This window comes from Methylotenera sp., from assembly GCF_030684185.1.
Lineage (GTDB): Bacteria > Pseudomonadota > Gammaproteobacteria > Burkholderiales > Methylophilaceae > Methylotenera.
The window spans coordinates 282,504-307,940 of the sequence record NZ_JAUXOY010000014.1 but is presented as its reverse complement, the minus strand read 5'-3'; the positions used below and the strand labels follow the sequence as shown (position 1 = coordinate 307,940).

Genomic DNA, 25,437 nt, shown 5'->3' with positions numbered 1-25,437 from the left:
GATTATTAAAGTTATTACCATAGAATTTACCACATGCAATTTACACTACACAAACAAGATGGCCTCGCCCGCCGTGCTACATTAACACTTGCGCATGGCGAGGTACAAACCCCAGCGTTTATGCCAGTAGGAACTTATGGTACGGTTAAAGCCATGTCGCCGCTTGAGCTAAAAGAAATTGACGCACACATCGTATTAGGCAATACCTTTCATTTATGGCTGCGTCCTGGGCTAGAAGTGATTGCAGCGCATGGCGGACTGCACAAGTTTATGGGCTGGGATGGCCCAATACTGACAGACTCAGGTGGTTTTCAGGTGTTTAGTTTGGGCGCAATGCGCAAAATCTCGGAAGAAGGCGTGAAATTTAAATCACCCATCAATGGCGACACATGCTTTTTAACCCCAGAAGAATCCATGCACATTCAAAAAGTGCTTAATTCTGACATTGTGATGATTTTTGATGAATGTACCCCTTACCCGGCTACCATCAAAGAAGCCAATGACTCTATGCAATTAAGTTTACGTTGGGCAAAACGCAGCAAAGATGCGCACCAAGGCAACCCAAATGCACTATTTGGCATTATACAAGGCGGCATGTATGAAGAGTTGCGCGATATATCACTCGCTGGTTTAACTGACATTAACTTTGACGGCTATGCAATTGGTGGATTATCTGTTGGCGAGCCGAAAGAGGATATGCTGCGCATATTGGCGCACACTGCCCCAAAAATGCCGCAGAGCAAACCACGTTACCTAATGGGTGTAGGTACGCCAGAAGATTTGGTTGCCGCTGTCAGTCAAGGAATCGATATGTTCGATTGCGTAATGCCTACCCGCAACGCACGTAATGGCTGGCTATTTACCCAATACGGCGACATTAAAATTAAAAATACCCGCTATAAAACTGATACCCAGCCTCTAGATGCCGATTGCAGCTGCTATACCTGCAAGAACTTCAGCCGCGCATACTTACATCATTTGCACAGAGTAGGTGAAATTTTGGGCTCACGTTTAAATACTATTCATAACCTGCATTATTACCAAGTACTCATGGCAGGTATGCGCAGCGCCATTGAAACTGGCACGTTTGAAGTGTTTAAACAAGAGTTTGCCGTAAAGCGCGGGAGTTTGTCCTAGACGACTAGTCTGCAATAACTAATAGTCTGTGTTAAAATCCGAAGCTAATTTTTTATAATATTCTAGTTAATTTAAAGAGAGCCATATCGTGTTTATTTCAAATGCATACGCAGCCAGCACCCCAGCAAGTAATGAGTTAATGAGTTTTCTTCCACTCATCATCATTTTTGTATTATTTTTCTTCATGATTATTCGCCCGCAGATGAAAGCCGCTAAAGAACAGCGCAATATGATCGCAGCCTTGCAAAAAGGCGACGAAGTCATTACCAGTGGCGGCATTGTAGGCAAAGTGACTAAAGTAACTGATACGTTTGTAACGGTTGAAATTGCTGAAAACACTGAGATTGTGGTGCAGAAACAATCGGTGCAAAGCGCATTGCCTAAAGGCACCATTAAGAATATTTAAGCTTAAATAATAAGCAGTTTCTAAAACCATATACCGTTATTAACTAGAGCCAGACTATGAACCGCTATCCAATGTGGAAGAACATCCTTGTTGCAACCATGATTTTGATGGGGCTGATCTACACCATTCCAAACTTTTTCGGCGAATCTCCAGCTGTTCAAATTACACCAGCCAAGAACACAACCAAACTTGATCCAGCATTACTAGGCAAGGTTGAGGAGATTTTCAAGCAAGAAAAAATTGAATATGATGGCGTATACCAAGATGCCCGCGGTATTAAGGCACGCTTTGCCAATACTGATACGCAAATCAAAGCAAAAGATGTGTTGCAGGCTAATTTAGGTAAAGATTATACGGTTGCGCTTAACTTGCTCTCTCGCTCGCCTGCATGGTTACGGAGCTTGGGCGCAAAACCTATGTATCTAGGTTTAGATTTACGTGGCGGTGTACATTTTTTATTGCAGGTAGACATGAAAGCGGCGTTAAGCAAAGCGGCAGAACGTTTTGTAGGCGACTTTAGAATCGCACTGCGTAAAGAGCGGATTTCCTACGTTGGTGTTACCCGCGAAGGCGAAACGGTGCAGATTCGCTTTAACAATGAAGCGGAGCTTATTAAAGCTAAAACCGTTATCAGCAAAGAATACCCGAACTTAACACTTAATGAATCAACAGTTGGCGAAGAAAAAATACTGAAAGCATCTTTAAATTTAGTCGAACAAAAAACGATTCAAGATTTCGCTATCAAGCAAAATATTCAAACACTGCACAACCGCATCAACGAATTAGGGGTAGCCGAGCCAATCATTCAACAACAAGGTGCTGACCGTGTTGTAGTGCAATTACCAGGCGTGCAGGATACCGCAAAAGCCAAAGAGATTTTAGGTCGCACCGCCACGCTGGAAATTCGCTTGGTAGATGAAGATAAATCCGACTTTGCAACGCTTGAAATGGCTGATAAAGGCCAAGCGCCCATTGGCGATGATGTATTTAAAGATCGCGAAGGTCGCGCTATTTTAGTGAAAAAGAATGTGGTACTCACTGGCGACTACATTACGGATGCTGGCCCGGGTGTTGATGGTCAATCAGGAAGATCTACCGTAAATGTAACGCTAGATGCGCGCGGCGCACGTATTTTTCAACAGGTTACACGTGAAAATGTAGGCAAACGTATGGCGATACTGTTAATTGAGAAAGGCAATACCGAGGTCATTACTGCGCCTGTGATTAACGAAGAAATTGGTGGTGGTCGCGTACAAATCTCCGGCATGGCCAACACACAAGAAGCGACTGATATTGCATTACTACTTCGCGCGGGCGCACTTGCCGCGCCTATGGACATTGTTGAAGAGCGTACTGTTGGCCCAAGCATGGGTGAAGAAAACATCAAACGCGGCATGCATTCAACTTTATGGGGCTTTGCCGCTATAGCCGTGTTTATGATTGTTTACTATGCGATGTTTGGTGGTATTTCTGTCATCGCGCTCAGTGTTAACCTACTGCTGTTAGTAGCCGTATTATCAATGCTGCAAGCCACGCTTACTTTACCCGGCCTTGCCGCAGTAGCGCTCACACTAGGCATGGCAATTGATGCTAATGTACTCATTAACGAACGTATCAGAGAAGAGTTGCGCAACGGCAATACACCGCAGGCTTCAATACATGCAGGCTATGAGCGTGCATGGGATACCATTTTAGACTCAAACGTCACTACATTAATCGCAGGCCTTGCGCTCTTCATGTTTGGCTCAGGCCCAGTAAAAGGCTTTGCAGTAGTGCATGTGCTTGGCATATTGACTTCTATGTTCAGTGCGGTCGTGGTTTCTCGCGCCATCGTTAACTTGCTTCATGGCTATCGCCGAAAAGTGAATAAACTTTCTATCGGCTAATATTGACTTCAATGCCGTTGCAAAATAACACTTAAATTTAAAGAGTAAATAATTATGGAATTATTCAGAGTAAAAAAAGATATCCCCTTCATGAGCTATGGCCGGCTTACCACCGCCATATCACTGATTACCTTTATTCTCGCCATATTCTTTTTAGCAACCCGCGGACTTAATTTTGGGGTGGATTTTACTGGCGGCACCATGATGGAAGTCAGCTATCCGCAAGCTGCCGATTTAAATAAGATCAGGCAAGCTGTAGACAGCATTGGACTCAAAGACGCCACTGTACAAAACTTTGGCAGCAGTCGTGATGTACTGATACGACTTCCGGCACGGGAAGGCATTTCCGGCTCACAACTTTCAGAGCAAATGCTTGCCAGCCTAAAGACTGTAGATAGCTCTGTGCTAATGAGCCGCGTGGAATTTGTAGGGCCCCAAGTAGGCGAAGAACTATATGAAAATGGAGCGCTCGCCTTGTTATTGGTAACTGTTGGCATCATGTTGTATCTTGCCATGCGCTTTGAATGGCGTTTTGCCGTGGCAGCCATCATCGCTAACATGCATGACGTTATTATTATTCTGGGGTTTTTTGCATTCTTTCAATGGGAGTTCAACCTTACCGTACTTGCAGCCGTATTGGCGGTATTAGGTTACTCTGTAAATGAATCTGTCGTGGTATTTGACCGAGTACGCGAAAACTTCCGCAAAATGCGCAAAGCTAGCGTGGTCACAGTGATTGACAACGCCATCACCCGCACCATGTCACGTACAGTGATTACCCACTTTTCAACGCAGCTGATGGTATTGTCAATGTTGTTATTTGGTGGCGAAGTATTACATAACTTTTCTTTAGCACTCACCATCGGTATTTTATTTGGCATTTATTCTTCAGTACTGGTTGCCTGCCCAATCGCCATGTATTTGGGCGTGAATCGCACAAACCTGATTGGTGATGTTGAGAAAAAAGAAGGCGAGAAAAAAGAAGCTGTCGCTGAGCCACACCCTTCTGACTTCGCATAATAAAAAAGCAAACTCATAAGCCGCGGGCATGCGGCTAGAGCATCTTTAATAAAACGCTCTTGATTATTAACATCGCTCGCGGTTAAACTTAACATATCGTGAATACCAACAAATCTCCACTTGAATAACATCCCACTTTCCTGGCAATTTGGCGCGCTTGTCGTCATGTTGCTATTGTCTGCATTTTTCTCCATGTCCGAAACCAGCTTAATGTCGCTTAACCGCTATCGATTGCGGCATTTGGTCAAACAAGGGCACCGAGGTGCAAAACTCGCAAGCACACTACTAGCTAAAACGGACAAGTTACTCGGCGTAATTTTGCTTTGCAACAATTTAGTTAATACCACTCTAGCCACGCTGGCAACAGTGATTACCGTGCAATTATTAGGTGAAAAAGAGTGGGTACTAATGCTAAGCACAGTTTCTGTCACGTTTGCCATATTAATTTTCAGTGAAATATCACCCAAAATCATTGCTGCAGCGCATGCTGAAAGAATCGGTATTTTTTGCAGTTACATTCTTTATCCCTTGCTAAAGCTGCTTTATCCTGTTGTTTGGTTCGTCAACCTGATTGTTGCAGGCTGGCTAAAAATACTGGGCATAAAGGTAAATTTCGGCGAAGTGGCAAACGCGCTTACGATGGATGAACTCCGAAGCATTGTGACCGATGCCGGACATTTTTTGCCTAAAAAGCATCGTACGATTTTGCTCAATCTTTTTGAATTAGAAAAAATTACGGTTGATGATGTAATGACAGCCCATACTCTAGTGGAAGCCATCGATTTCGATGCACCACTAGATGACATTTTGCAGCAAATTTCTAGCAGTCACCATACTCGTCTGCCTGTGAGACAAGGTGAGCAAGAAGAAATTATCGGCGTTTTGCACTTGCGCAAAGTCATGTCCCAATTACGCTCTCATCATGAGAACAATGATTTAGATAAAGACGCATTACGTGAAGTCATTTCAGAACCTTATTTCATCCCGTCGGGTACACCGCTATATACCCAAATGCAGCAGTTTCAAGAGAAGCAGCAACGCGTCGCCCTGGTAGTAGATGAGTATGGCGAGTTTAAAGGCTTAGTGACCTTAGAGGACATTCTGGAAGAGGTGATTGGTGACTTTACAACGCAATCGCCTTCTCGTCTTGGCAGCTACCGAAAAGATACTGACGGCGGCTGGCTGGTGGATGGAAGCAGCACACTGCGCGACTTAAATAAAAAGCTGAACCTGCGCTTACCGCTAGATGGCCCTAAAACACTCAACGGCTTGATTCTGGAACATTTTGAAGATATTCCAGAGTCTAATACCAGCTTCAAAGTTGGCACACACGTGATTGAAATTGTGCAAACACAAGATCGTATTGTCAAAAGCGTTAAAATATTTCCTTAATCGCATCTTCAGTTAACTAGCGCAGTAGAACCAAGTTACGCTAGCAACGACTACAAGTAAACTTCGTCTGCAAAAAAACAACGCTAGCGCTCTTTTTAAAGTAAGCACTCTTTTTCAGGTTTGTTCTCCTTAATGAAATTTAATTTACCATTTATCATAAGCTTATTCAAATTGGGCTTGAAATTTCTACAGTTTGGCTCAAAATAGTCTCATATGGCTAACTTACCTAAAACTGCAAAGCCTGCTGATAACGATACGGCACTTAAACCTGAAGTAGTAAAACCAAAGCTGCCACCCATGTTTAAGGTGTTGTTATTAAATGACGATTACACACCTATGGAGTTCGTAGTAGAGTGTATAGAACGTTTTTTTAACAAAAGCCGTGAACAAGCGACACAAATTATGCTCAAAGTACATACTGAGGGAATAGCGGTATGCGGTGTTTATCCGCAAGATATTGCAGAAACCAAAATGAATCAAGTGCTTAGCTTCGCAAATGAACAGCAGCATCCATTGCAGTGTGCAGTAGAACCAGCCTGATAACTGTCAGGCGTATAGTTAATATAGAAATTAAGGATCTAAAATGATCGCACAAGAGTTAGAAGTTAGTCTTCACATGGCATTTATGGACGCTAGACAAAAGCGCCATGAACTCATTACAGTTGAGCATTTGCTGCTTGCTATGATTGATAACCCGACTGCCGCGGAAGTAATGCGAGCGTGTGGTGCAAAATTAGAGGTATTACGTACCGAACTCACTCAATATATTGAAGAACACACTCCAACCGTTAATGGGCAAGATGACGTTGATACACAACCTACATTAGGCTTTCAACGCGTTATCCAGCGTGCAATGCTGCACGTTCAGTCTTCCGGAAAAAAAGAAGTCACTGGCGCAAACGTGCTGGTGGCAATTTTTGGTGAAAAAGACTCTCATGCGGTATTTTTCTTGCATCAGCAAGGCGTTACGCGTTTAGATGTCGTTAATTTTATTTCACATGGCGTATCGAAAATTGGTGAGGCTGCAAAGCCAGACGGAGCTGAACAGGAAGCTGATGTGGAGTCCGCGCCAAATACTGCACTGGAAAATTTTACACTTAACTTAAATGTACAAGTAGCTGCTGGAAAAATTGACCCGCTCATCGGACGCGGCCCAGAGTTAGAAAGAGTGGTACAAACACTGTGCCGCCGCCGTAAAAACAACCCCTTGTTAGTGGGTGAGGCTGGCGTGGGTAAAACTGCCATCGCAGAAGGTTTAGCGCGTCGTATCGTTGAAAAAGATATTCCGGACATACTGGCAAATGCAACCGTGTACTCGCTTGATATGGGTGCGCTGCTTGCTGGTACAAAATATCGCGGTGACTTTGAGCAACGTTTAAAGGCCGTGATGAAACAACTCGCTGATAATCCGGATGCCATTTTATTTATTGATGAGATTCACACCTTGATTGGTGCAGGCTCTGCCAGCGGCGGCACTTTAGATGCGAGCAATTTGTTAAAACCTGCATTATCCAATGGCACGCTAAAATGCATAGGCGCAACCACTTACCAGGAATATCGTGGCGTATTTGAAAAAGACCACGCACTATCACGCCGCTTCCAAAAAATAGATGTGGCGGAACCAAGCGTAGCTGAAACCATTGAAATCTTAAAAGGTTTGAAATCACGCTTTGAATCTCACCATAGCGTGAAATACAGTGCGAGTGCTTTAACTACGGCAGCAGAGCTGTCAGCCAAGTATATCAATGACCGTCATTTGCCTGACAAAGCGATTGATGTGATTGATGAAGCTGGTGCTGCACAACGCATATTGCCAAAATCTAAACAGAAAAAAGTGATTGGCAATAAAGAGATTGAAGACATCATCGCTAAAATCGCGCGCATTCCACCCAAAAATATCTCTAGCGACGATAGAAATGCGCTAAAAACATTAGAGCGCGATTTAAAAGCAGTAGTATTTGGTCAAGACAAGGCGATTGAAACGCTGACTTCAGCCGTCAAAATGGCGCGCAGCGGCCTTGGCCAAGGCAACAAGCCCATCGGCAGCTTCTTATTCAGCGGTCCAACAGGCGTAGGTAAAACTGAAGTCGCTAAACAATTAGCCTACATTATGGGCATAGAATTGATTCGTTTCGACATGAGTGAATACATGGAACGCCATGCAGTATCACGCTTGATTGGCGCACCTCCTGGCTATGTGGGTTTTGAGCAAGGCGGCCTGATGACCGAGGCGATTACCAAACACCCTTATTGCGTGTTGTTGCTTGATGAGATTGAGAAAGCGCATCCTGATATTTTCAACATTCTGCTACAAGTCATGGATCACGGTACGCTGACTGATAATAATGGTCGCAAAGCGGATTTTAGAAACGTGACTATCATTATGACAACTAACGCTGGCGCTGAGGGCTTATCTAAATCCAGCATGGGCTTTACCACAGCTAAGCAAGCAGGTGATGAGCAAGCCGATATCAAACGCTTATTCTCACCTGAGTTCCGTAACCGTTTAGATGCTACGGTGTCGTTTGCGCCATTATCACAAGACATTATCATTCGTGTTGTAGATAAATTCTTGATTCAACTTGAAGACCAGTTGCATGACAAAAAAGTTGAAGCGACATTTAGCGACACATTAAAAGCATACTTAGGCAAAAAAGGCTTTGACCCGCTGATGGGCGCCCGCCCAATGGCAAGGTTGATTCAAGACACGATACGAAAGGCTCTTGCTGATGAATTGCTATTTGGTAGGTTAGCCAACGGTGGCAGCGTACATGTTGATATTGATGATAAAGATGAGGTAAAACTTATTTTTGCAGAGAATAATCACTCTTCAGAAGGTTCACTCGCGACAGCTATATAACATTTAGTTGTTCCCTAAGCTTGTCGAAGGGAACGACTAAATTAAGTTGGCTGTTTTTCCATCACACTCAGGAACAGTTCAGACTCAGCAAGCGTTTTCAGCCAGATTTTTAATCTTGGATATGGGGCAGATTCAAACCAAATACTATCTACCGAAGCGAACTGTCTGATAAATGGGAATATGGCGATATCAGCCAATTTGACTTTGTCATTCAATAAAAATTGCGATTGATTTAATAACACTTCAAGCTTAAGTAAAAAAATTTCACCTTGCGTCCTGTAAGTCTCGACAGTATGTTCGGGGAAACGAATCGCATACTTGTACTTATCTAACGCACGTTTAAAATCTCCATCATTCTCAGCAATCAATTGCTCAGTCAACGCGCCATCCGTAGTTAACCAACCATCAACATCCCTCTGCCGCAAAGCCCAGTACATAATTTCCAAGCTCTGCTCGATGACTACTGTTTTATTTAAACTTTCGTCTGAAAATACAAGAACAGGCACAGTGCCTTTTGGCGATACCTTCAGCATTTCTGCAGGTTTGTATCTTAGAGAAATTTCGCGGATTACAACAGGTATCTCAGCATATTTAAGCGCCATTCTGGCTCGCATGGCATAAGGGCAGCGGCGATACGAGTAAAGGATATTCAACGCCATACCACTAAAAAATTAGCCCAACGTTCGGCAAATATCATGTACTAATTTTGGGCCTTTATAAATCAAACCGCTATAGACTTGCACCAAATCAGCACCCGCGGCAATTTTTTCAACGGCATCTGCACTGCTTAAAATACCGCCAACACCAATAATAGGTAGTGCACCCTGTAATCGTAGGGATAACTGCTGTATCACCAAAGTTGATTTTTCGTGCACTGGCGCTCCCGATAAGCCGCCAGTTTCATCAGCATTCTTCATGCCTAGCACCATCTCGCGTGATAACGTAGTGTTGGTCGCAATCACACCATCAATTTTATGCTCCATCAGCAAGTCAGCGATTTCACTGACTTGCTCACACTCCAAGTCTGGCGCTATTTTTAAGGCAATAGGCACATATTTACCATGCTGGTTTGCGAGATTAGTTTGCTCTAATTTAAGCGTAGCCAGCAAATGTGATAACGCCTCTTTTTCTTGCAAAACACGCAAGTTTTTAGTGTTGGGCGATGAAATATTAACCGTGATATAACTGGCGTACTCGTAAACTTTACGCATACAAATTAAATAATCATCTACCGCATTTTCTATAGGCGTATCAAAATTCTTGCCGATGTTAATACCCAGCACGCCCTTGTATTTAGCAGCTTTTACGTTCTCGATTAAATTATCGACACCCAGGTTATTAAACCCAAAGCGGTTCACAATCCCTTGTGCTTCTTTTACGCGAAATAAACGCGGCTTAGGGTTGCCAGGCTGTGGGCGTGGCGTAACCGTACCCACTTCAATAAAACCAAAGCCCAGTGTTGCCAACCCATCAATCACCGCACCGTTCTTATCCAACCCTGCAGCCAACCCCACAGGGTTTGGAAAAGTAACTCCCATAACTTGCCTCGGCTGGCAGGCAGGAGGCGCTGGGTAAATTGATAATAGACCAGTTTTCTCGGCAAGCTTGAGACTTTTTAAAGTAAAATCGTGGGTAGATTCAGCATCAAACTGAAAAAGTAAGGGTTTTGCGAGCGGATAGATATTCATATTTGCATTTTACTGCAAAACTATTTTGCCGCCTATTAACAACGCTGAACGCCGACATATTCAGCCACACTCTTTTGCCATTTTTTTACCAGTCACACAATGCCGGCACATAGATAGCAAGCCTACCGAACCAATGGCATAATGATTACCAAGCTATTAAAATTAAATTGAATTCAAATAATGTCAAACAACCAAGCACTCTCATTACTCGGCGGGCTAACACCAACGCAATTTCTCGCAGAATATTGGCAAAAAAAGCCGCTGCTCATTAAAAATGCCATCCCTGATTTTACTGGCCTACTAAGTCCTGATGAACTTGCTGGCTTAGCCTGTGAGGATGATGTGCAATCGCGGATTGTTGAGTATAAAAAGGGGAAATGGTCTGCAAAACACGGGCCCTTTGATGATTCTGACTTTGCCATACTACCTGAAAGGCCAACAAAAGAGCATAACTGGACATTGTTGGTGCAAAGCGTGAACCATTACTTGCCGGAAGCAACGGCACTATTGCAGCAGTTTGATTTTATTCCGCATGCTAGACTTGATGACTTAATGGTGAGTTATGCCCCTGATGGTGGTGGCGTAGGGCCACACTTTGATAGCTATGACGTGTTTTTATTGCAAGGCCAAGGTAAACGCCTATGGCGCATTAGCCAGCAAACCGATTTAACGTTAGTTGAAGATGCGCCTTTGCGTATTTTAAAGAGTTTTGATACATCACAGGAATGGCTATTAGAAGCAGGCGATATGCTGTATCTACCGCCACACCTTGCACACTGGGGCATTGCCGTTTCAGAGGGAGCGACTGATTGCATGACATATTCGATTGGTTTTCGTGCGCCAAAAAACCAAGAACTTGCTACTGAGTTTTTAGGATTTATGCAGGATAGATTAAATCAAGATAAGTTGGTTTTAGAGGGTATATATCAGGATGCTGATTTAACTTTGCAAATCCACCCAGCTGAAATTGACAGCAAAATGATTAGTAAAGTCAGTGCTAATTTACAAAAAATTAAATGGTCAGACGATGTAGTTGCGGAGTTTTTGGGCACATATCTTTCTGACCCTAAAGCCGAAGTTGTATTTGATGCTCATAAAAAAATAGCTTTACCTACTTTTTCTGAGAAATTAACAAAGTTAGGTATTGCACTTGACCTTAAAAGCCAAATGCTGTTTTTTGGTGATAATTTTTTTATGAATAGCGAAGGAGTAAAATTTACTGGTGAAGCCGCAATCATATTGCAGTCACTCGCAGATAAACGCTGTATTTTAGCAGCCGATTTTACAGCTCATATAATTCAAGATGCTCAATTAATACAACAGCTTTATGATTGGTATATGGCAGGTTACTTAAATTTTAATTACTAGCGGCTTTGAATTCCCAATTTAATTGAAACTCTCTACTAAACAATTCAAAATTGGCGAGGCTAAACTTGGAGATAAAAATCTCATGAATAACGACAAAGCACTTATCCCAGACCAAATAATTGTTGGCGAACAGCTTTATGCTGAAGCAATTAATATTATTTTAGACGGCGCTCAGCGCGAGTTGCTGATTTTTGACCAGGATTTTAGTCACGGGGATTTTGCCAGCAAACAAAAGTATGAGCTGTTTCGGCAATTTTTAAACAAAAGTCCTAGCAATCAACTAACTATTATTCTGCAAGATACTGATTTTTTTCAAAATAAATGCCCACAGTTATTAGATTTATTAACCACATACGGGCATAAAATGGCCGTATATGAAACCAATGAGTCGGTAAAACATGCAAAAGATTGCTTCATATTGGCGGATGACCAAAATTACATCAAACGAATTCACATCTACCAAGCACGCTTTAAGTACGGCTTGAATGACCTTGCGAGCGCTAGCTTACTGAATACCAGATTTAAAGAACTGCTTGATGCGACACATGATGTGGTTGTGATTAGCAAACTTGGCCTATGAACTTTATAGGCATTTTGAAATGAAGATATATTTATACCGCCTTTTACTTTCGCTATATTTTTTATTTACCACAATTCTGTTACCACTTCACGCAATCGCAGCTACTGATTTTAAAATCATCGACTTGCAGCATCGTTTTGCAGAGGATATCATACCGATTATTCAACCTTTAGCTGGCAGTGAGGGCGCTGTGACTGGCATGCAGAACCATTTAATCATTCGTGCCACCCCTGAAAGAATGATTGAAATTGAACAAGTCATTTCAACTTTAGATGTGGCCCGTCAAAATCTAAAGATTACGGTGAGTCACCAAAATAACCTACAAACAGAGCGCGAAGGTGTTGCCGTAAGCGGCCGGAAACAAATCGGCAATGTGGACATAGGCACTAACAGATACCAAAAAAACGTAAGGGACGGTGTTCAGCTTGATATTGAGAACAGTCAGCACAACACGCGTAGTAGTAGCAATCAATATATCAATGTGATTGACGGTGAAGCTGCTTTTATTCGCGTTGGCCAATCTGTGCCGTTTACACAAGAGTGGGTAACATTAACGCGTCGATATATCAGATTACAGAAAACCACCGAGTTTATAGATATCAGCACTGGTTTTTCTGTAAGGCCCAGAAGCATAGGCGATGAAATTGAACTGCAAATTACACCAAGAATAGCTCAACTAAATCAACGTGGCTATATTGATTTTGAAGAGCTTAACACTACTGTACGAGTTAAGCGTGGTGAATGGCTGAACCTGGGTAACATCATGCAAGATAAAGATGAGGTAAGTCGCGCAATTTTAAGCCAACAAAATAGTATTCAATCCCGAAACAACAATCTATCCATTCGTGTGGAATAGCCAAAAATTGATATTTGTGGTAAAAAAAATACATTTTTTTGTAATTCTGTTGCTTTACCCTTGAAATAAGCTAGTTTTTTTAAAAAAAGCTGGTAAAATTTGCGCCACTCGGTATAGCTAATTAGGTAAAACTTTTAAGCGGTTATCGAAAAAAGTTTTTTCACTAGTTATAAACCTTAAGGAATCAAAAATGACACGTTCTATTTTACTTGCTGCATTGTTAGCTCTTGCTGTTACTGCTTGTGGTGAAAAACCTGCTGAAGAAGTTGCAGCAACTGCAACTGACGCTGCTGCTGTAGCAACTGACGCTGCTGCTGCTGCAACTGAAGCTGCTGATGCTGTAGCAACTGACGCTGCTGCTGCAACTGAAGCTGCTGCTGCTGCAACGGATTCTGCTGCTGCTGCAACTGATTCTGCTGCTGCTGCAACGGATTCTGCTGCTGCTGCAACTGAAGCTGCTAAATAATTAGCTATTAGTTGTAATTGAAGAAGCCGACTTTTAGTCGGCTTTTTTATTTTCATGCCCTATGTTTAATTAACTAACTCATCCCTCGCCAGTCAAAACCTAACAACTGATCCGCAATACCGATCCACCCATCATCGCAACCTAGTGCTTTAGCTAAAGCTGACTTAGCTAATTCTGGCGTGTTATTTTTAGCGCTTAAATGTGCAGCAACAATATGTTGCAGTTGACTGTTATCTAATTTTTCTAATAATTTTGCTGAATCCAAATTCTCTAAATGCCCTAAATCTCCACCCACACGCTTTTTAAGCGTCCAGCTATAGGGACCAGTTTGCAGCATACTGGCATCGTGATTGCATTCCAATACTATTGCCCTACATCCGCTTAATTGCGCTTCAATATGCGGCGTGCTACGCCCAACGTCTGTAAGTACGCCTAACTTGTGATTTCCGTCAGAAAAAATACACTGAATTGGTTCGCGAGCATCATGCGGCACGGGGTAGGGCTGCACCTGTATATCATCGACTGAAAAGTCTCGATGACTGTCAATGATATTAAATTGAAGATTATGCTGGCTGGGAATATATCTTGCCGACATTTTAAGTGTGCCATAACTGAGCCACACTGGAATATTATATTTAGCTGCGAACTTAAACGCACCCCCAGCATGATCGTCATGCTCATGCGTAATGACTATACCCGTCAAATCACTGGGGTTAAGACGCAATCGCGCCAGCCTTGCCTGGGTTTCTTTAACACTGAAACCACAATCCAGCATAAGCCTCGTGTTGTTAACCTCTACTACCAGCGCATTGCCAGCACTGCCGCTACCCAGCGAAGCAAAGCGCATTTGTAGTATTACCTAAAAAAACTATTTTAGCTGTTCATACATAAGCGCGACTATGCGATTTGCGGTAGTAGTGCGGATACGTGTGCCCTCTTTATCTACCACCGTCACTATTGCACCATCTTTAGCATCATCAGCCACTTTTATACGATATTGCTTTTCTGGATTTGTTTTTTGCTTATCGTCACTGCCCCAGAACTTCAATTTCTCAACCATGCTCTTGTCTTGTTTTTCTGATGTGACTTCTTTTTTCTCGTCATCATTACCCCAGAATTTCAAAGTTTCGAACAGGCCTTTCTTTTTCTTAGGCGTATCGTCTATGTCTACATCTGCATAGCGTACAAAGAAAATACCATTAGAACGATCTTTATCTTCAATCACAAAACCGATTCTGTCTAGCGCCAAACCTACACGACGCCATGCACGGTCAAATGGATCATTGAGTAACAATGTTGCGCTGCCATCGGCTTCTTTCACGACTTCAGCACGTTTCAAACTGACCGCAGAAGCAATAATAGCCTTGGACTTCTGCTCTTCGATGCCTAACTTCACCATTAAACGGCGTAATAGTTCAGCATCTAACTCAGCATCCCTGGCATCTGCTACAACTACAGTTTTTGCTTCCAGCCTATATCCTGTCTCAATTTCACCATAATTAGTCCTAACTCTATTTTTACCATCATCTGGAGCCCCCGCAACGGAGCGATGCGTCATATAAATTTCAGTGGTATTCGGTTCGTTGCCATGCTCTAAACGTGTTTTAAATTTTTTCTTATCTGCAAAGCCCGATAATTTATCCAGCCATTTATCAAATTTATCGCCTAAATTACCAGTCTCATCTTTTTTAATGGCATCAGCATCAATCCACTCTGTTTCCATCACGCCAAGCTGCGCATTTTCAGAGCGAACTGCAAAGCCTTGGTCGGTCCAAAACTCACGTATCACTGGCCATATTTTTTCTGCTGGCGCATTCACTACTAGCCAACGTTGTGCACCTGCTTTTTCTAAACGGACTCCCTCAGGTGTAGCCAATACTTTTTCAACCGCAGCCTCTTGACCTTCTTGCGCTTGGCTATAGGTAGAGTAACTGGTGCTGCCAGGAATAGAATATGCATCGCTAACTGGGCTTGCAGTTAAATCTGGTGGCACTTCTAATGGCTTAGAGCGACCTGCACCTTTGTAATCCGAAGTGTTATTAATAAACGGAATAGAATCGCAACCTACTAAACTGGCGGTAATCAGCATATAAATTGCTAAGTGTTTCATAGTACTGGGTTTAATAATACTAGGCTTGATATTCATTTGTTTCATTCAGACCTCTTTAAAAAAACGATATTGCTCATTATAAAATACTGGCGGCCTTGCACGCGCCGCGCAATACATCATGGTACTGCACCGACAAAGGCACCATAGGTAATCGAATACCTGTTTTAATCAAGCCCATTTGCGCCAGCACCCATTTAACTGGAATTGGATTAGCCTCAACAAATAACTTTTGATGAAGTTGAAACAGTTTTGCATTGATTTCACGTGCTTTGATCGCATCGCCAGCCACTGCAGCCACACACATTTCATGCATGAGTTTTGGTGCGACATTAGCCGTTACTGAAATCACGCCTTTTCCGCCCAATAGCATTAAAGACATCGCGGTAGCATCATCTCCGCTTAACACTGCAAATTCTTTAGGGGCTCTCAGAATTAAATCCGTACCGCGTTCTATGCCGCCAGTAGCATCTTTAATACCAACGATATTAGGATGTATAGCTAACCGTAATGTTGTTTCGTTACTAATATCGCAACCCGTGCGGCCTGGCACGTTGTAAAGAATCTGCGGAACATCCACTGCATCAGCAATCGCTATAAAATGCTGGTACAAGCCTTCTTGTGTAGGTTTGTTGTAGTACGGCGCTACAAGTAAGCAAGCGTCTACACCTAATTCTTTAGCTTTTTGTGTAAGGGCAATGGCCTCTTTCGTTGAGTTGGCGCCAGTGCCTGCGATGACCGGAACACGCCCGTTGACTTGGCTCACAGCCGTTTTTATCAACAAACAATGTTCGTCAAAATCTACTGTAGGCGACTCGCCAGTAGTACCTACAATAACAATACCATCAGAGCCTTGGGCCACATGAAAATCAATCAGCGCATTCAAAGATGGAATATCTAAACGGCCGTCTTCAAACATTGGCGTGACAATAGCAACTAAACTGCCTTGAGCGACAAAATTCCCTTGCAACATAGCAAACCTAAAACTATTTATAATCCTTCATTTTAACTTAAAAGCTTGGTAAATATATAGTTTCTCAATGCAAACTTAACGCCCCATCAATTGAGTCTCGCATATGGATATTCGATATAGTTATAAAGGTATAATTACTTATACTTTGCCAAGGTCAAAACTTATCGTTATATTAGGCGTCCCATTGGTTTGGGTGCCCTTTTGCTTGATTTGGTGAAGAGTAAACGCTGTATAATTCAAGGTAACAATTCAGACGCTGACCATGACTATTGATTTCCATCATTACATTATGATTTTAATCGGCACAGTGCTTGTGAATAACATCGTGCTGGTTAAAATTCTGGGGCTCTGCCCCTTTATGGGTGTTTCTAAAAAACTAGAAGCCTCCATCGGCATGGCTGGCGCTACTGCATTTGTTCTAAGCATAGGCTCAATGACCAGCTGGGGCATCAACCACTACCTACTTGAACCTAATAACTTACAGTACCTGCGTACGCTTTCGTTCATTGTGATTATCGCCGGGGTAGTGCAACTCACTGAAATGGTAATGGAAAAGAACTTCCCCCCGCTATACCAGGGGTTAGGTATCTTTTTACCGCTCATCACCACTAATTGCGCGGTACTGGGCATCCCTTTGCTGAACGCCCAAGCAAGCCATAGCTTTACAGAATCATTATTCTTTGGCTTAGGCGGCGCGATTGGATTTTCACTGGTGTTGATTCTATTTGCATCCATGCGCGAACGCTTAGAAGCCGCCGATATCCCTGTGGCATTTAAAGGGTCAGCAATCGCCATGGTCACGGCAGCACTCATGAGCCTGGCGTTTATGGGTTTTGCTGGTCTCGATAAATATTAGTCAAAGTATTCAAGTTATAAAAACATGTTAACAGCCCTTTATATCATGCTTGGCCTTGCTCTAGTGCTTGGAGTGTTATTAGGCATTTCTGCTTTATTATTTAAAGTAGAGGGTGACCCATTGGTCGCACGAATAGATGCTATCTTGCCACAGACACAATGCGGGCAATGCGGCTACCCAGGCTGCAAACCCTATGCGATGGCGATTGCGGCTGGTGAAGCGGATATCAATCAATGCCCGCCGGGTGGCGAGGCTGGCGCACATGCATTAGCGGACCTAATGGGGGTGGAATACAAGCCACTCAACGCTGAACATGGCTTGCCTAAACCTAAATCTGTCGCCTTTATAGATGAGGCCACCTGCATTGGCTGCACTTTGTGCATACAGGCCTGCCCTGTAGACGCTATTCTAGGTGCAGCAAAACATATGCACACCATTATTGCCTCTGAATGTACTGGTTGCGAACTATGCCTTGCGCCTTGTCCTGTGGACTGCATTACAATGATACCAATTGCAGAGAACCCGGATAACTGGAAATGGAAATATCCGGTGATACCCATTATCGCCGTGTCTTTTGATGCAAATAACGCCAATTTAACTAAATAACACTAAATTAAAATAGTACTCAAATAAATAAAACTTAAGCATGAATGCAATTATCAATTTTGCGAGCAACTTGATTCGCGGCGTCTCTAGCAATAAAGATGTTTTTAAGTTTAATGGTGGTGTGCATCCTCGCGATCACAAAGCTGAATCAACAACACGCCCAATAGCCAAGCTTGCCATCCCTGAGAAACTGATACTACCTCTACGTCAGCATGTAGGCTATATCCCTAAAATTAAAGTGCAAGTGGGCGACCAAGTTCTTAAAGGTCAAATGCTCGCAGAGCCTGAAGGCACAGTATCTGCAGCCATTCATGCGCCAACTTCTGGCACTATTTCAGCCATTAGTGAAGAGGTGATTCCGCATCCTTCCGGCTTGCCTGATATGTGCATTACACTAACACCAGATGGCAAAGACACATGGGGACAGCTGCACCCAATCGACTGGCGGCATACCGATAAAAAAATATTGGTTGATAGCTTGCGTGAATCAGGCATTGTTGGTTTGGGTGGCGCCACTTTCCCAACCCATATTAAATTGCACTCAAACGGCAAATCTAATGTACATACCTTAGTGATTAATGCCGCAGAATGTGAGCCGTATATTACATGCGACGACATGCTGATGCGCGAACGTGCAGATGAAATCGTCAAAGGCATTGAAATCGTAAAGTATCTGCTAGGTGCAGAAAAAAGTATTATTGGCATTGAGGATAACAAGCCGGAAGCTGCCCGTGCCATGTCAGCCGCATGCGTAAGTGACGATATGCTAGTGAAGGTTGTACCCACGCTATATCCTAGCGGTGATGCGCGTCGCCTGATTCATTTGTTGCTGGATATTGAAATCCCTCACGATAAACGCTCAACCGATGTAGGCGTACAAGTATTCAACATAGCCACCGTGTTAGCTATTTACCGTTACTTTGAATTCGGCGAACCCTCTATTAGCCGCATTGTGACCATTACAGGCAATGTACATACACCGCAAAATTTTGAAGTGTTATTTGGAACCCCGCTTGAATCATTGGTAGCAGCTGCGGGCGGCACTAAGCAAGATACAACGCACTTCATTATGGGTGGCCCGATGATGGGGTTTGACTTGCCTAATGAGCATGTACCGATTACTAAAGCCGCTAACTGCATAATTGCTGCAGCGCCAGGCCTATTTGCACCACCGCCGCCTGCCATGCCTTGCATACGTTGCGCACGTTGTGCGGACGCCTGCCCAGTTAACCTGCAGCCACAAGAACTTTACTGGTTTGCAAAATCAGATAACTTTGAAAAGGCACGCGACTACAATTTATTTGATTGTATCGAATGTGGCTGCTGCTCTTATGTATGCCCAAGCGACATTCCGCTGGTGCAATATTATCGATATGCAAAAAGTGAAATCATTGCAACTGACAAGGCCAAAGAAGCCGCTGATTTGGCGCGTGAACGCAATGATTTCAGATTAGCGCGTATTGAGCGTGAAAAACTAGAACGTGCTCAAAAACATGCCGAGCGTGCTCAGGCAGGAAAAACGCAAGCTAAAGTTGAAGATGCATCAGCTAATAAATCAGAAGCTGAGTCTACCGTTTCAAGCGAAGCCACACCTAGCGTTAACGACAAACAAGCGGCAATAGCCGCTGCAATAGCAAGAGCGAAAGCACAGAAATTATCATCTGCCCCCGCTAATCAAGAATTAGCAGCAGAAAAAGCTGAAGCGACTAATATAGCTAAAACCCCAGAAATGGAGGCCGCAGGATTATCTGTTAATGAAACCCAGGTAAAGCAAGATAAACAAGCGCTGATAGCGGCAGCCATTGAGCGTGCAAAAGCGCAAAAACTAGCGGCAGCCCAAGCGGGTGTTGTCCCGAAAAATGTAGACAATATAAGCGCTTCGGTTCAAGCTGAAATCAATGAAACAGATGCTATTCGTGAAAAAGCAAAACTTTCTACCGATAATAAGAATTAAAATTAAGTAACCCTAATAGGACTAAAGACTTGAACCGTTCTCCGTATATTACAGACGCACCAACCGTTAGCGCCATTATGCTTAAGGTGCTGCTTGCGCTGGTGCCTGGCATTATTGCGTATGTATGGATTTATGGTGGCGGTATTTTAGTGAGCATTACGCTAGCAACCATCACAGCTTTAGCGGCAGAAGCTGCCTTGCTAAAAATTCGCCAGCGTCCTATTAAGCCGTATTTAATGGACATGAGCGCAGTAGTCACAGCATGGTTATTAGCGCTTGCGTTACCGCCCTTGGCGCCTTGGTGGCTAGTCGTAGTGGGTACGTTCTTTGCTATCGTCATTGCCAAGCAACTTTATGGTGGCTTGGGCTACAATCCGTTCAACCCCGCTATGGTTGGTTACGCGGTACTACTTATTTCTTTTCCGCTGATAATGACTAAATGGCCTGCACCGCTATTATTGGCAGAACATCCGCTTAATTTTATGGATCAATTAAATTATATTTTTAGCGGTGTGCTGCCGACGGATATTAAAGTCGATGCCATCACCTCCGCTACTCCTCTTGATTACTTAAAAACACAATTAACGCTCAAACATGAAGTGGCGAGCATTATAGAATCACCGATATTCGGCATGTATGGCGCAAAGGGTGGAGAGGTAATCACAGGTGCCTATTTGCTAGGCGGTTTATATTTATTACAACAGCGGATTATAAGCTGGCATTTACCCACCGCATTTTTAGCAGCATTAGCGACTATTTCTTTAGCATTTTACGCTGTGAACCCTACACACTTTGCTAATCCGCTATTCCATTTAATGAGTGGGGCATCTTTGTTGTGTGCATTTTTTATCATTACTGATCCTGTCAGTGGGCCGACAACACCACGCGGTAAACTTTATTTCGCCGCTGGCGTTGGAGTTCTGACCTATTTAATTCGCGTATATGGCGGCTATCCAGATGGCGTCGCATTTGCAGTTTTAATTATGAATATGTGTGTGCCGCTCATAGATGCACATACGCAGCCCCGCGTATTCGGGCACAAAAAACCTTGAATATGGACTATTAAAATAAATATGCCAGAAACCATATTTAAACATGCTTTAAAAACCGCAGTCACCATGCTCGCTTTTGCGTTCGTGGGAACGTTGCTACTCGCTTATGTGTTTGAAATCACGCGCGCGCCTATTGAGGCTAGCGAGAAAGAAGCTCGTTTGGCGCTTTTTAAACAAATTTTGCCTGAAAACGCTTACGATAACGAGTTGTTAAAAGAGACTGTAGAGATACCGCCTAATGAGCAGTTAGGCAACCGCCAAGCCAGCATCGCCAATATCGCTAAATTCGACAACAAAACCGTGGGTGTTATATTAGAAGCCGTTGCACACGATGGTTATAGCGGTGACATCAAATTACTAATCGCGATTCGTGCTGACGGCTCTATTAGTGGTGTGCGTGTATTGGCGCACAAAGAAACACCTGGTTTGGGCGATTATATCGATATTGCACATGGCAATTGGATAAAACTATTTAATGACGAATCTGTCCATAAAACACCAGCTGAAAAATGGCAGGTGCTAAAAGATGGCGGCAAGTTTGATTACATGGTCGGAGCCACCATTACACCTCGTGCCGTGGTAAAAGCGGTTTTAAAAGCGTTGCAGTATTTTGAAATGAATAAGCAAACAGTATTTGCCGTTGCAAATGAAGCCGTTTAAGGAAGTATTATGAGCAACCTCTATAAAGAAATCACCATCAACGGCCTATGGAAACAAAATCCAGGCGTAGTTCAGCTACTGGGCTTATGTCCAACGCTGGCAGTGACGACGACTGCGGTAAATGGTTTAAGCTTAGGACTTGCAACCGCACTTGTCATGGCGGCATCTAATGGCTCAGTATCCCCTGTGCGCAGATTCATTCCAAGCGAAATCCGCGTGCCCGTTTTTATTTTAGTGATTGCGGCTTTAGTTACCGTCATTGATTTATCCATCAATGCGTTTGCACATCCGCTGCATAAAGTCTTAGGGATTTTTATCCCGCTGATAGTAGTCAATTGCATCGTACTTGCGCGGGTAGAATCATTTGCCGCAAAAAATTCGCCAGTCCCTTCAATACTGGATGGCTTCATGATGGGAATAGGCTTAGCGTTAGTGCTTGGCTTACTAGGCGGCATGCGTGAAATTATAGGCAAGGGCACGCTGTTTTCTGGCTTAGATTTGGTATTCGGCCCTGAAGCCAAGCAGTTTATATTAACGGTAATTCCTGATTATCACGGATTCTTATTAGCCGTGTTGCCGCCCGGCGCATTTTTAGGGCTAGGTGCACTGATTGCTGTGCGCAATTGGATTGAAATCAAAAAAACAGCTAAAACCAATGCACCAACGGCACAACTTGAGCCAGCACTCAGCCACTAATCAGCCCTTCGTCTAGTTCGACATGCTCACCAACCAGCTCAGGTGTCAACAATGAATGCTAAGCATCGCTTTGAAATTTTTAAGCGCTTAAGTATTGCTATTCCTAACCCCACTACAGAGCTCAAGCATAACAGTACGTTTGAACTGCTAATTGCTGTCATCTTGTCAGCACAGGCTACAGACAAAAGTGTGAATATTGCCACTGAAAGGTTGTTTGCCGTCGCCAATACTCCAGAAAGTATATTGGCATTAGGGTTACATGGGTTAGAGGAATACATTAGAACTATCGGTTTATACCACTCCAAAGCGAAAAATGTACTAGCGACCTGTCAGATGTTAATTTCACATCATCAATCACAAGTGCCAAATACCCGTAAGGCGCTCGAAGCGCTGCCAGGCGTAGGGAGAAAAACTGCCAATGTGATTTTGAATACGGCATTTGGTGAACCGACCATTGCTGTAGACACTCATTTATTTAGATTAGGTAATCGCATTAAACTCGCTACAGGCAAAACCGTGCTGGAAGTGGAAATGAAGTATCTCAAAACGATACCTGCCGAATTCATAAAAGATGCGCATCATTTGCTCATCTTGCATGGACGTTACATTTGCACAGCACGCAGGCCGAAATGCGCAGAATGTTGCATTGAGGATTTATGTGAATACACGGCAAAAGAATACGCAAACTAAAGAATATGTCCCTGACTAAATTACCCCAAGGCCATCAATGAAAGTAGCAACAAGCATTGTGCTGGGCAATAAAGCCACACCCGCGCTGGTGGCAGAAGCTGTTGCCAAGGCGATGCTTAAGGCAGATATTTCTATTGCAAACTCAGTCCTGCTGTTACTCACCACCGAGTTTGCAGATAATCCTCAACCAGCTATTAAAGCGGCCGCTAAAGCGGCCAACTGTACGCAGGTCCTTGGATGCTCAGCAACAGGAATCTTCACTGAAGAAGACTGGGTGTTGGACTCTCCAGCAGTAGCCGTAATGGTATTTGGTGGTGATGTCAGCATTCACTCGGCCAAGTTTAACCACACGCAACAAGCCTTGTTAACCCTGACTGCACCTAATGCGATTAATAGTACTTGGCTAAATGACGGCAATGCACGTTATGGCGGAGTGTCAGGTGATGCGCTTGGCCAAGGGCCTTTTTCTGTATGGCAAAATGCCAAAGCTGACAGCACGGGCCGGATAGAGGCCTTTTTTACTGGCGTTAAATTAGCCACTAAAGCTTCACATGGGTTAAAACTACTCACTAAACCAAAAAAAATTCAGCACATAAATGGTTATGATATTGAGCTACTAGACAATAAATCACCTTTTGCAGCACTACAAAAAGCTTGGGAATCACATCGTAAAAGTAACGCAAATATTAAAAGTGATACAACGTTACCCTCACATTTGGTCATGGCTGTATACGCAAGCAGTGCCGAGGTTATCCACAAAGGGGAGTATGAGCAAGCTAATTTAATCAGTGTCGATGAGTCTACTGGCAGCATAACGCTGGCTCAAACTCTGGAAGTTGGGCAATATTTGTGCTGGGGTTTGCGGGATCAAGCAACAGCAGAAGTAGACTTAGTCCTTACCACTCAATCATTGACAAAAGAATTAGGGGCTAAAGCTGATTTTGGTCTGCTATTTTCCTGTATAGGTCGCGGCCCCTTTTATGACGGCATAGACCATGATCTAAAAGTGATTACTCAGCAGCTACCCAACATGCCATTATTAGGTTTTTATGGTAACAGTGAAATTGCGACTATTGGCGGTAAAAATCAATTACTGCCGTATTCCGCAGTTCTAAGTTTATTTAGCGAACTGGCTACACTTAACCTTAAATAAAAAATTGAGTTAAAAAATGAGCTTATATAACCCAAGCCGTGACCAAGCCCGTCAGTTTTTGTTTGATGCGTGGGGAAAATTCAAACAGTACCTGACACTAACAGATTTAGAAAAAATAGCGGTTGAAGTCATACAAATGCATCCTGAGTATCATGCAGTATTAGATGCGCCAGAACGCTATATGCACCAACAATACTTTCCAGAAATGGGTGAAACCAATCCATTTTTGCATTTAAGTTTACACTTATCAGTCATCGAGCAAATTAGCATCAACCAGCCTATTGGAATTCGCGAGATTTATGATAAATTACGACAGCAACATAACGATACCCATCTTGCGTATCATGACTTAATAGACTGTCTCGCAGAAACAATTTGGCAAGCACAACGTAATAATCAACCGATGGATTCCGAACATTATTTGAATTTACTAAAACAAAAGCTGGGGCATGTGTAATGAATACAAGTCTGCTGAATAAAAATGTAAATGACTGGCTAAATGAACACGGTGATTACCTCTATCGCTTCGCTCTGGCTAGGTTGCGCGACCCGCATCAAGCCGAGGATGCCGTGCAGGAAACCATGCTCGCAGCCATTAAAAGTAATAGTTTTGAAGGTGCATCTTCAGCCAGAACCTGGCTGACCGGCATACTTAAACATAAAATCATTGATTCGCAGCGTAAGCAATTTCGCGAGCAACCGCTCTCTGATTTAATTGATCTAGATGCATCCGATACCAGTATGGATGACTTTTTTGACAAAAACGGCCATTGGCTTGATAAACCGCAAACATTGGACATGCCAGAAGAAGCACTTGAGCAAAAACAATTTTTAAACATATTAAGTGGCTGTATTGATAAGCTACCAGCCAAATTGGCGACAATTTTCATGATGCGTGACGTCCAGGAAACTGACAATGAAGCTATTTGTAAGGAACTGGAAGTTACTGCGACCAATGCTTGGGTGATGTTGTACAGAGCCCGTATGGGATTAAGGAAATGTTTAGAGATACATTGGATTACCGGGTAACA

The 25,437-nt window shown here is 43.2% G+C and carries 26 protein-coding genes; 21 read left to right on the top strand and 5 right to left on the bottom strand.

The annotated features are described in order from the left end of the window. Positions 1 to 33: 33 nt before the first annotated feature. The 7 genes from tgt to clpA all read left to right on the top strand — a co-directional run bounded on the left by tgt (position 34) and on the right by clpA (position 8,701). A complete protein-coding gene (gene tgt / locus Q8J82_RS04105; protein ID WP_304891943.1) occupies positions 34 to 1,137 on the top strand; it encodes a tRNA guanosine(34) transglycosylase Tgt in 1,104 nt (367 codons plus the stop codon). 88 nt (positions 1,138 to 1,225) lie between these two features. Then, complete coding sequence (yajC, locus tag Q8J82_RS04100) at positions 1,226 to 1,543, top strand: preprotein translocase subunit YajC (protein WP_304891944.1); 318 nt, start codon at positions 1,226 to 1,228, stop codon at positions 1,541 to 1,543. Between the two features lie 56 nt (positions 1,544 to 1,599). Beyond that, positions 1,600 to 3,429, top strand: coding sequence for a protein translocase subunit SecD (secD, locus tag Q8J82_RS04095; protein WP_304908786.1), 1,830 nt, complete (start codon positions 1,600 to 1,602; stop codon positions 3,427 to 3,429). 54 nt (positions 3,430 to 3,483) lie between these two features. Then, positions 3,484 to 4,449 carry a protein translocase subunit SecF gene (gene secF / locus Q8J82_RS04090; protein ID WP_304890714.1) on the top strand — a complete coding sequence of 322 codons (966 nt, stop codon included), beginning with the start codon at positions 3,484 to 3,486 and terminating at the stop codon, positions 4,447 to 4,449. Positions 4,450 to 4,569: 120 nt separating this feature from the next. After that, positions 4,570 to 5,841, top strand: coding sequence for an HlyC/CorC family transporter (locus tag Q8J82_RS04085; protein ID WP_304890715.1), 1,272 nt, complete (start codon positions 4,570 to 4,572; stop codon positions 5,839 to 5,841). 213 nt (positions 5,842 to 6,054) lie between these two features. Beyond that, positions 6,055 to 6,381, top strand: a complete 327-nt coding sequence (clpS, locus tag Q8J82_RS04080) for an ATP-dependent Clp protease adapter ClpS (protein WP_304908787.1) — start codon at positions 6,055 to 6,057, stop codon at positions 6,379 to 6,381. Positions 6,382 to 6,424: 43 nt separating this feature from the next. Beyond that, positions 6,425 to 8,701: an ATP-dependent Clp protease ATP-binding subunit ClpA gene (gene clpA / locus Q8J82_RS04075; protein WP_304908788.1), complete on the top strand. Its 2,277-nt coding sequence runs from the start codon at positions 6,425 to 6,427 to the stop codon at positions 8,699 to 8,701. A 41-nt stretch (positions 8,702 to 8,742) separates the two neighbouring features. Here the strand turns inward: clpA and Q8J82_RS04070 are convergent, their stop codons facing one another. Beyond that, positions 8,743 to 9,360 carry a glutathione S-transferase gene (locus Q8J82_RS04070; protein ID WP_304908789.1) on the bottom strand — a complete coding sequence of 206 codons (618 nt, stop codon included), beginning with the start codon at positions 9,358 to 9,360 and terminating at the stop codon, positions 8,743 to 8,745. Positions 9,361 to 9,372: 12 nt separating this feature from the next. Beyond that, positions 9,373 to 10,389 (bottom strand): quinone-dependent dihydroorotate dehydrogenase, encoded by a 1,017-nt coding sequence (locus Q8J82_RS04065; RefSeq protein WP_305327798.1) that lies wholly within the window; start codon positions 10,387 to 10,389, stop codon positions 9,373 to 9,375. Positions 10,390 to 10,569: 180 nt separating this feature from the next. Between Q8J82_RS04065 and Q8J82_RS04060 the strand changes: the two genes are divergently transcribed. The 4 genes from Q8J82_RS04060 (at position 10,570) to Q8J82_RS04045 (ending at position 13,659) form a co-directional block, all read left to right on the top strand. Beyond that, positions 10,570 to 11,757, top strand: coding sequence for a cupin domain-containing protein (locus tag Q8J82_RS04060; RefSeq protein WP_305327204.1), 1,188 nt, complete (start codon positions 10,570 to 10,572; stop codon positions 11,755 to 11,757). Between the two features lie 82 nt (positions 11,758 to 11,839). After that, positions 11,840 to 12,337, top strand: coding sequence for a hypothetical protein (locus tag Q8J82_RS04055; protein WP_305327797.1), 498 nt, complete (start codon positions 11,840 to 11,842; stop codon positions 12,335 to 12,337). 19 nt (positions 12,338 to 12,356) lie between these two features. After that, entirely contained in the window at positions 12,357 to 13,193 is an 837-nt protein-coding gene (locus Q8J82_RS04050; protein ID WP_304908793.1) for a secretin N-terminal domain-containing protein, read from the top strand. A gap of 190 nt (positions 13,194 to 13,383) precedes the next feature. Further along, complete coding sequence (locus Q8J82_RS04045; RefSeq protein WP_305327796.1) at positions 13,384 to 13,659, top strand: hypothetical protein; 276 nt, start codon at positions 13,384 to 13,386, stop codon at positions 13,657 to 13,659. Between the two features lie 73 nt (positions 13,660 to 13,732). On the opposite strand, the gene Q8J82_RS04040 is transcribed toward Q8J82_RS04045, so the two are convergent. The 3 genes from Q8J82_RS04040 to dapA all read right to left on the bottom strand — a co-directional run bounded on the left by Q8J82_RS04040 (position 13,733) and on the right by dapA (position 16,739). Further along, positions 13,733 to 14,506 (bottom strand): MBL fold metallo-hydrolase, encoded by a 774-nt coding sequence (locus Q8J82_RS04040; RefSeq protein ID WP_304908795.1) that lies wholly within the window; start codon positions 14,504 to 14,506, stop codon positions 13,733 to 13,735. A gap of 21 nt (positions 14,507 to 14,527) precedes the next feature. After that, positions 14,528 to 15,769 (bottom strand): outer membrane protein assembly factor BamC, encoded by a 1,242-nt coding sequence (gene bamC / locus Q8J82_RS04035; protein WP_370867108.1) that lies wholly within the window; start codon positions 15,767 to 15,769, stop codon positions 14,528 to 14,530. Between the two features lie 76 nt (positions 15,770 to 15,845). After that, positions 15,846 to 16,739, bottom strand: a complete 894-nt coding sequence (gene dapA, locus Q8J82_RS04030; protein ID WP_305252080.1) for a 4-hydroxy-tetrahydrodipicolinate synthase — start codon at positions 16,737 to 16,739, stop codon at positions 15,846 to 15,848. Between the two features lie 262 nt (positions 16,740 to 17,001). Between dapA and rsxA the strand changes: the two genes are divergently transcribed. The 10 genes from rsxA to Q8J82_RS03980 are packed head-to-tail and all read left to right on the top strand — an operon-like array spanning position 17,002 to position 25,435. Beyond that, the gene (gene rsxA / locus Q8J82_RS04025; RefSeq protein WP_304909470.1) at positions 17,002 to 17,595 is read left to right on the top strand and encodes an electron transport complex subunit RsxA; all 594 of its coding nucleotides are present in this window, start codon (positions 17,002 to 17,004) and stop codon (positions 17,593 to 17,595) included. Between the two features lie 24 nt (positions 17,596 to 17,619). Further along, a complete protein-coding gene (gene rsxB / locus Q8J82_RS04020) occupies positions 17,620 to 18,201 on the top strand; it encodes an electron transport complex subunit RsxB (protein ID WP_304909471.1) in 582 nt (193 codons plus the stop codon). A 40-nt stretch (positions 18,202 to 18,241) separates the two neighbouring features. After that, on the top strand, positions 18,242 to 20,155 hold the full coding sequence (gene rsxC, locus Q8J82_RS04015; protein ID WP_304890393.1) for an electron transport complex subunit RsxC: 1,914 nt from the start codon (positions 18,242 to 18,244) through the stop codon (positions 20,153 to 20,155). A gap of 29 nt (positions 20,156 to 20,184) precedes the next feature. Further along, positions 20,185 to 21,207, top strand: coding sequence for an electron transport complex subunit RsxD (gene rsxD / locus Q8J82_RS04010; RefSeq protein ID WP_304890394.1), 1,023 nt, complete (start codon positions 20,185 to 20,187; stop codon positions 21,205 to 21,207). 21 nt (positions 21,208 to 21,228) lie between these two features. Then, complete coding sequence (rsxG, locus tag Q8J82_RS04005; RefSeq protein WP_304890395.1) at positions 21,229 to 21,867, top strand: electron transport complex subunit RsxG; 639 nt, start codon at positions 21,229 to 21,231, stop codon at positions 21,865 to 21,867. A gap of 9 nt (positions 21,868 to 21,876) precedes the next feature. Continuing rightward, on the top strand, positions 21,877 to 22,563 hold the full coding sequence (locus tag Q8J82_RS04000) for an electron transport complex subunit E (RefSeq protein WP_304890396.1): 687 nt from the start codon (positions 21,877 to 21,879) through the stop codon (positions 22,561 to 22,563). Between the two features lie 51 nt (positions 22,564 to 22,614). Further along, the gene (gene nth / locus Q8J82_RS03995; RefSeq protein WP_305327795.1) at positions 22,615 to 23,253 is read left to right on the top strand and encodes an endonuclease III; all 639 of its coding nucleotides are present in this window, start codon (positions 22,615 to 22,617) and stop codon (positions 23,251 to 23,253) included. A 37-nt stretch (positions 23,254 to 23,290) separates the two neighbouring features. Further along, the gene (locus Q8J82_RS03990) at positions 23,291 to 24,406 is read left to right on the top strand and encodes an FIST C-terminal domain-containing protein (RefSeq protein WP_305327794.1); all 1,116 of its coding nucleotides are present in this window, start codon (positions 23,291 to 23,293) and stop codon (positions 24,404 to 24,406) included. A gap of 16 nt (positions 24,407 to 24,422) precedes the next feature. Further along, positions 24,423 to 24,863 carry a DUF1841 family protein gene (locus Q8J82_RS03985; RefSeq protein ID WP_304890399.1) on the top strand — a complete coding sequence of 147 codons (441 nt, stop codon included), beginning with the start codon at positions 24,423 to 24,425 and terminating at the stop codon, positions 24,861 to 24,863. After that, positions 24,863 to 25,435, top strand: coding sequence for a sigma-70 family RNA polymerase sigma factor (locus tag Q8J82_RS03980; protein WP_304890400.1), 573 nt, complete (start codon positions 24,863 to 24,865; stop codon positions 25,433 to 25,435). The genes Q8J82_RS03985 and Q8J82_RS03980 overlap by 1 nt, the downstream gene beginning before the upstream one ends. The last annotated feature ends 2 nt before the right edge of the window (positions 25,436 to 25,437 follow it).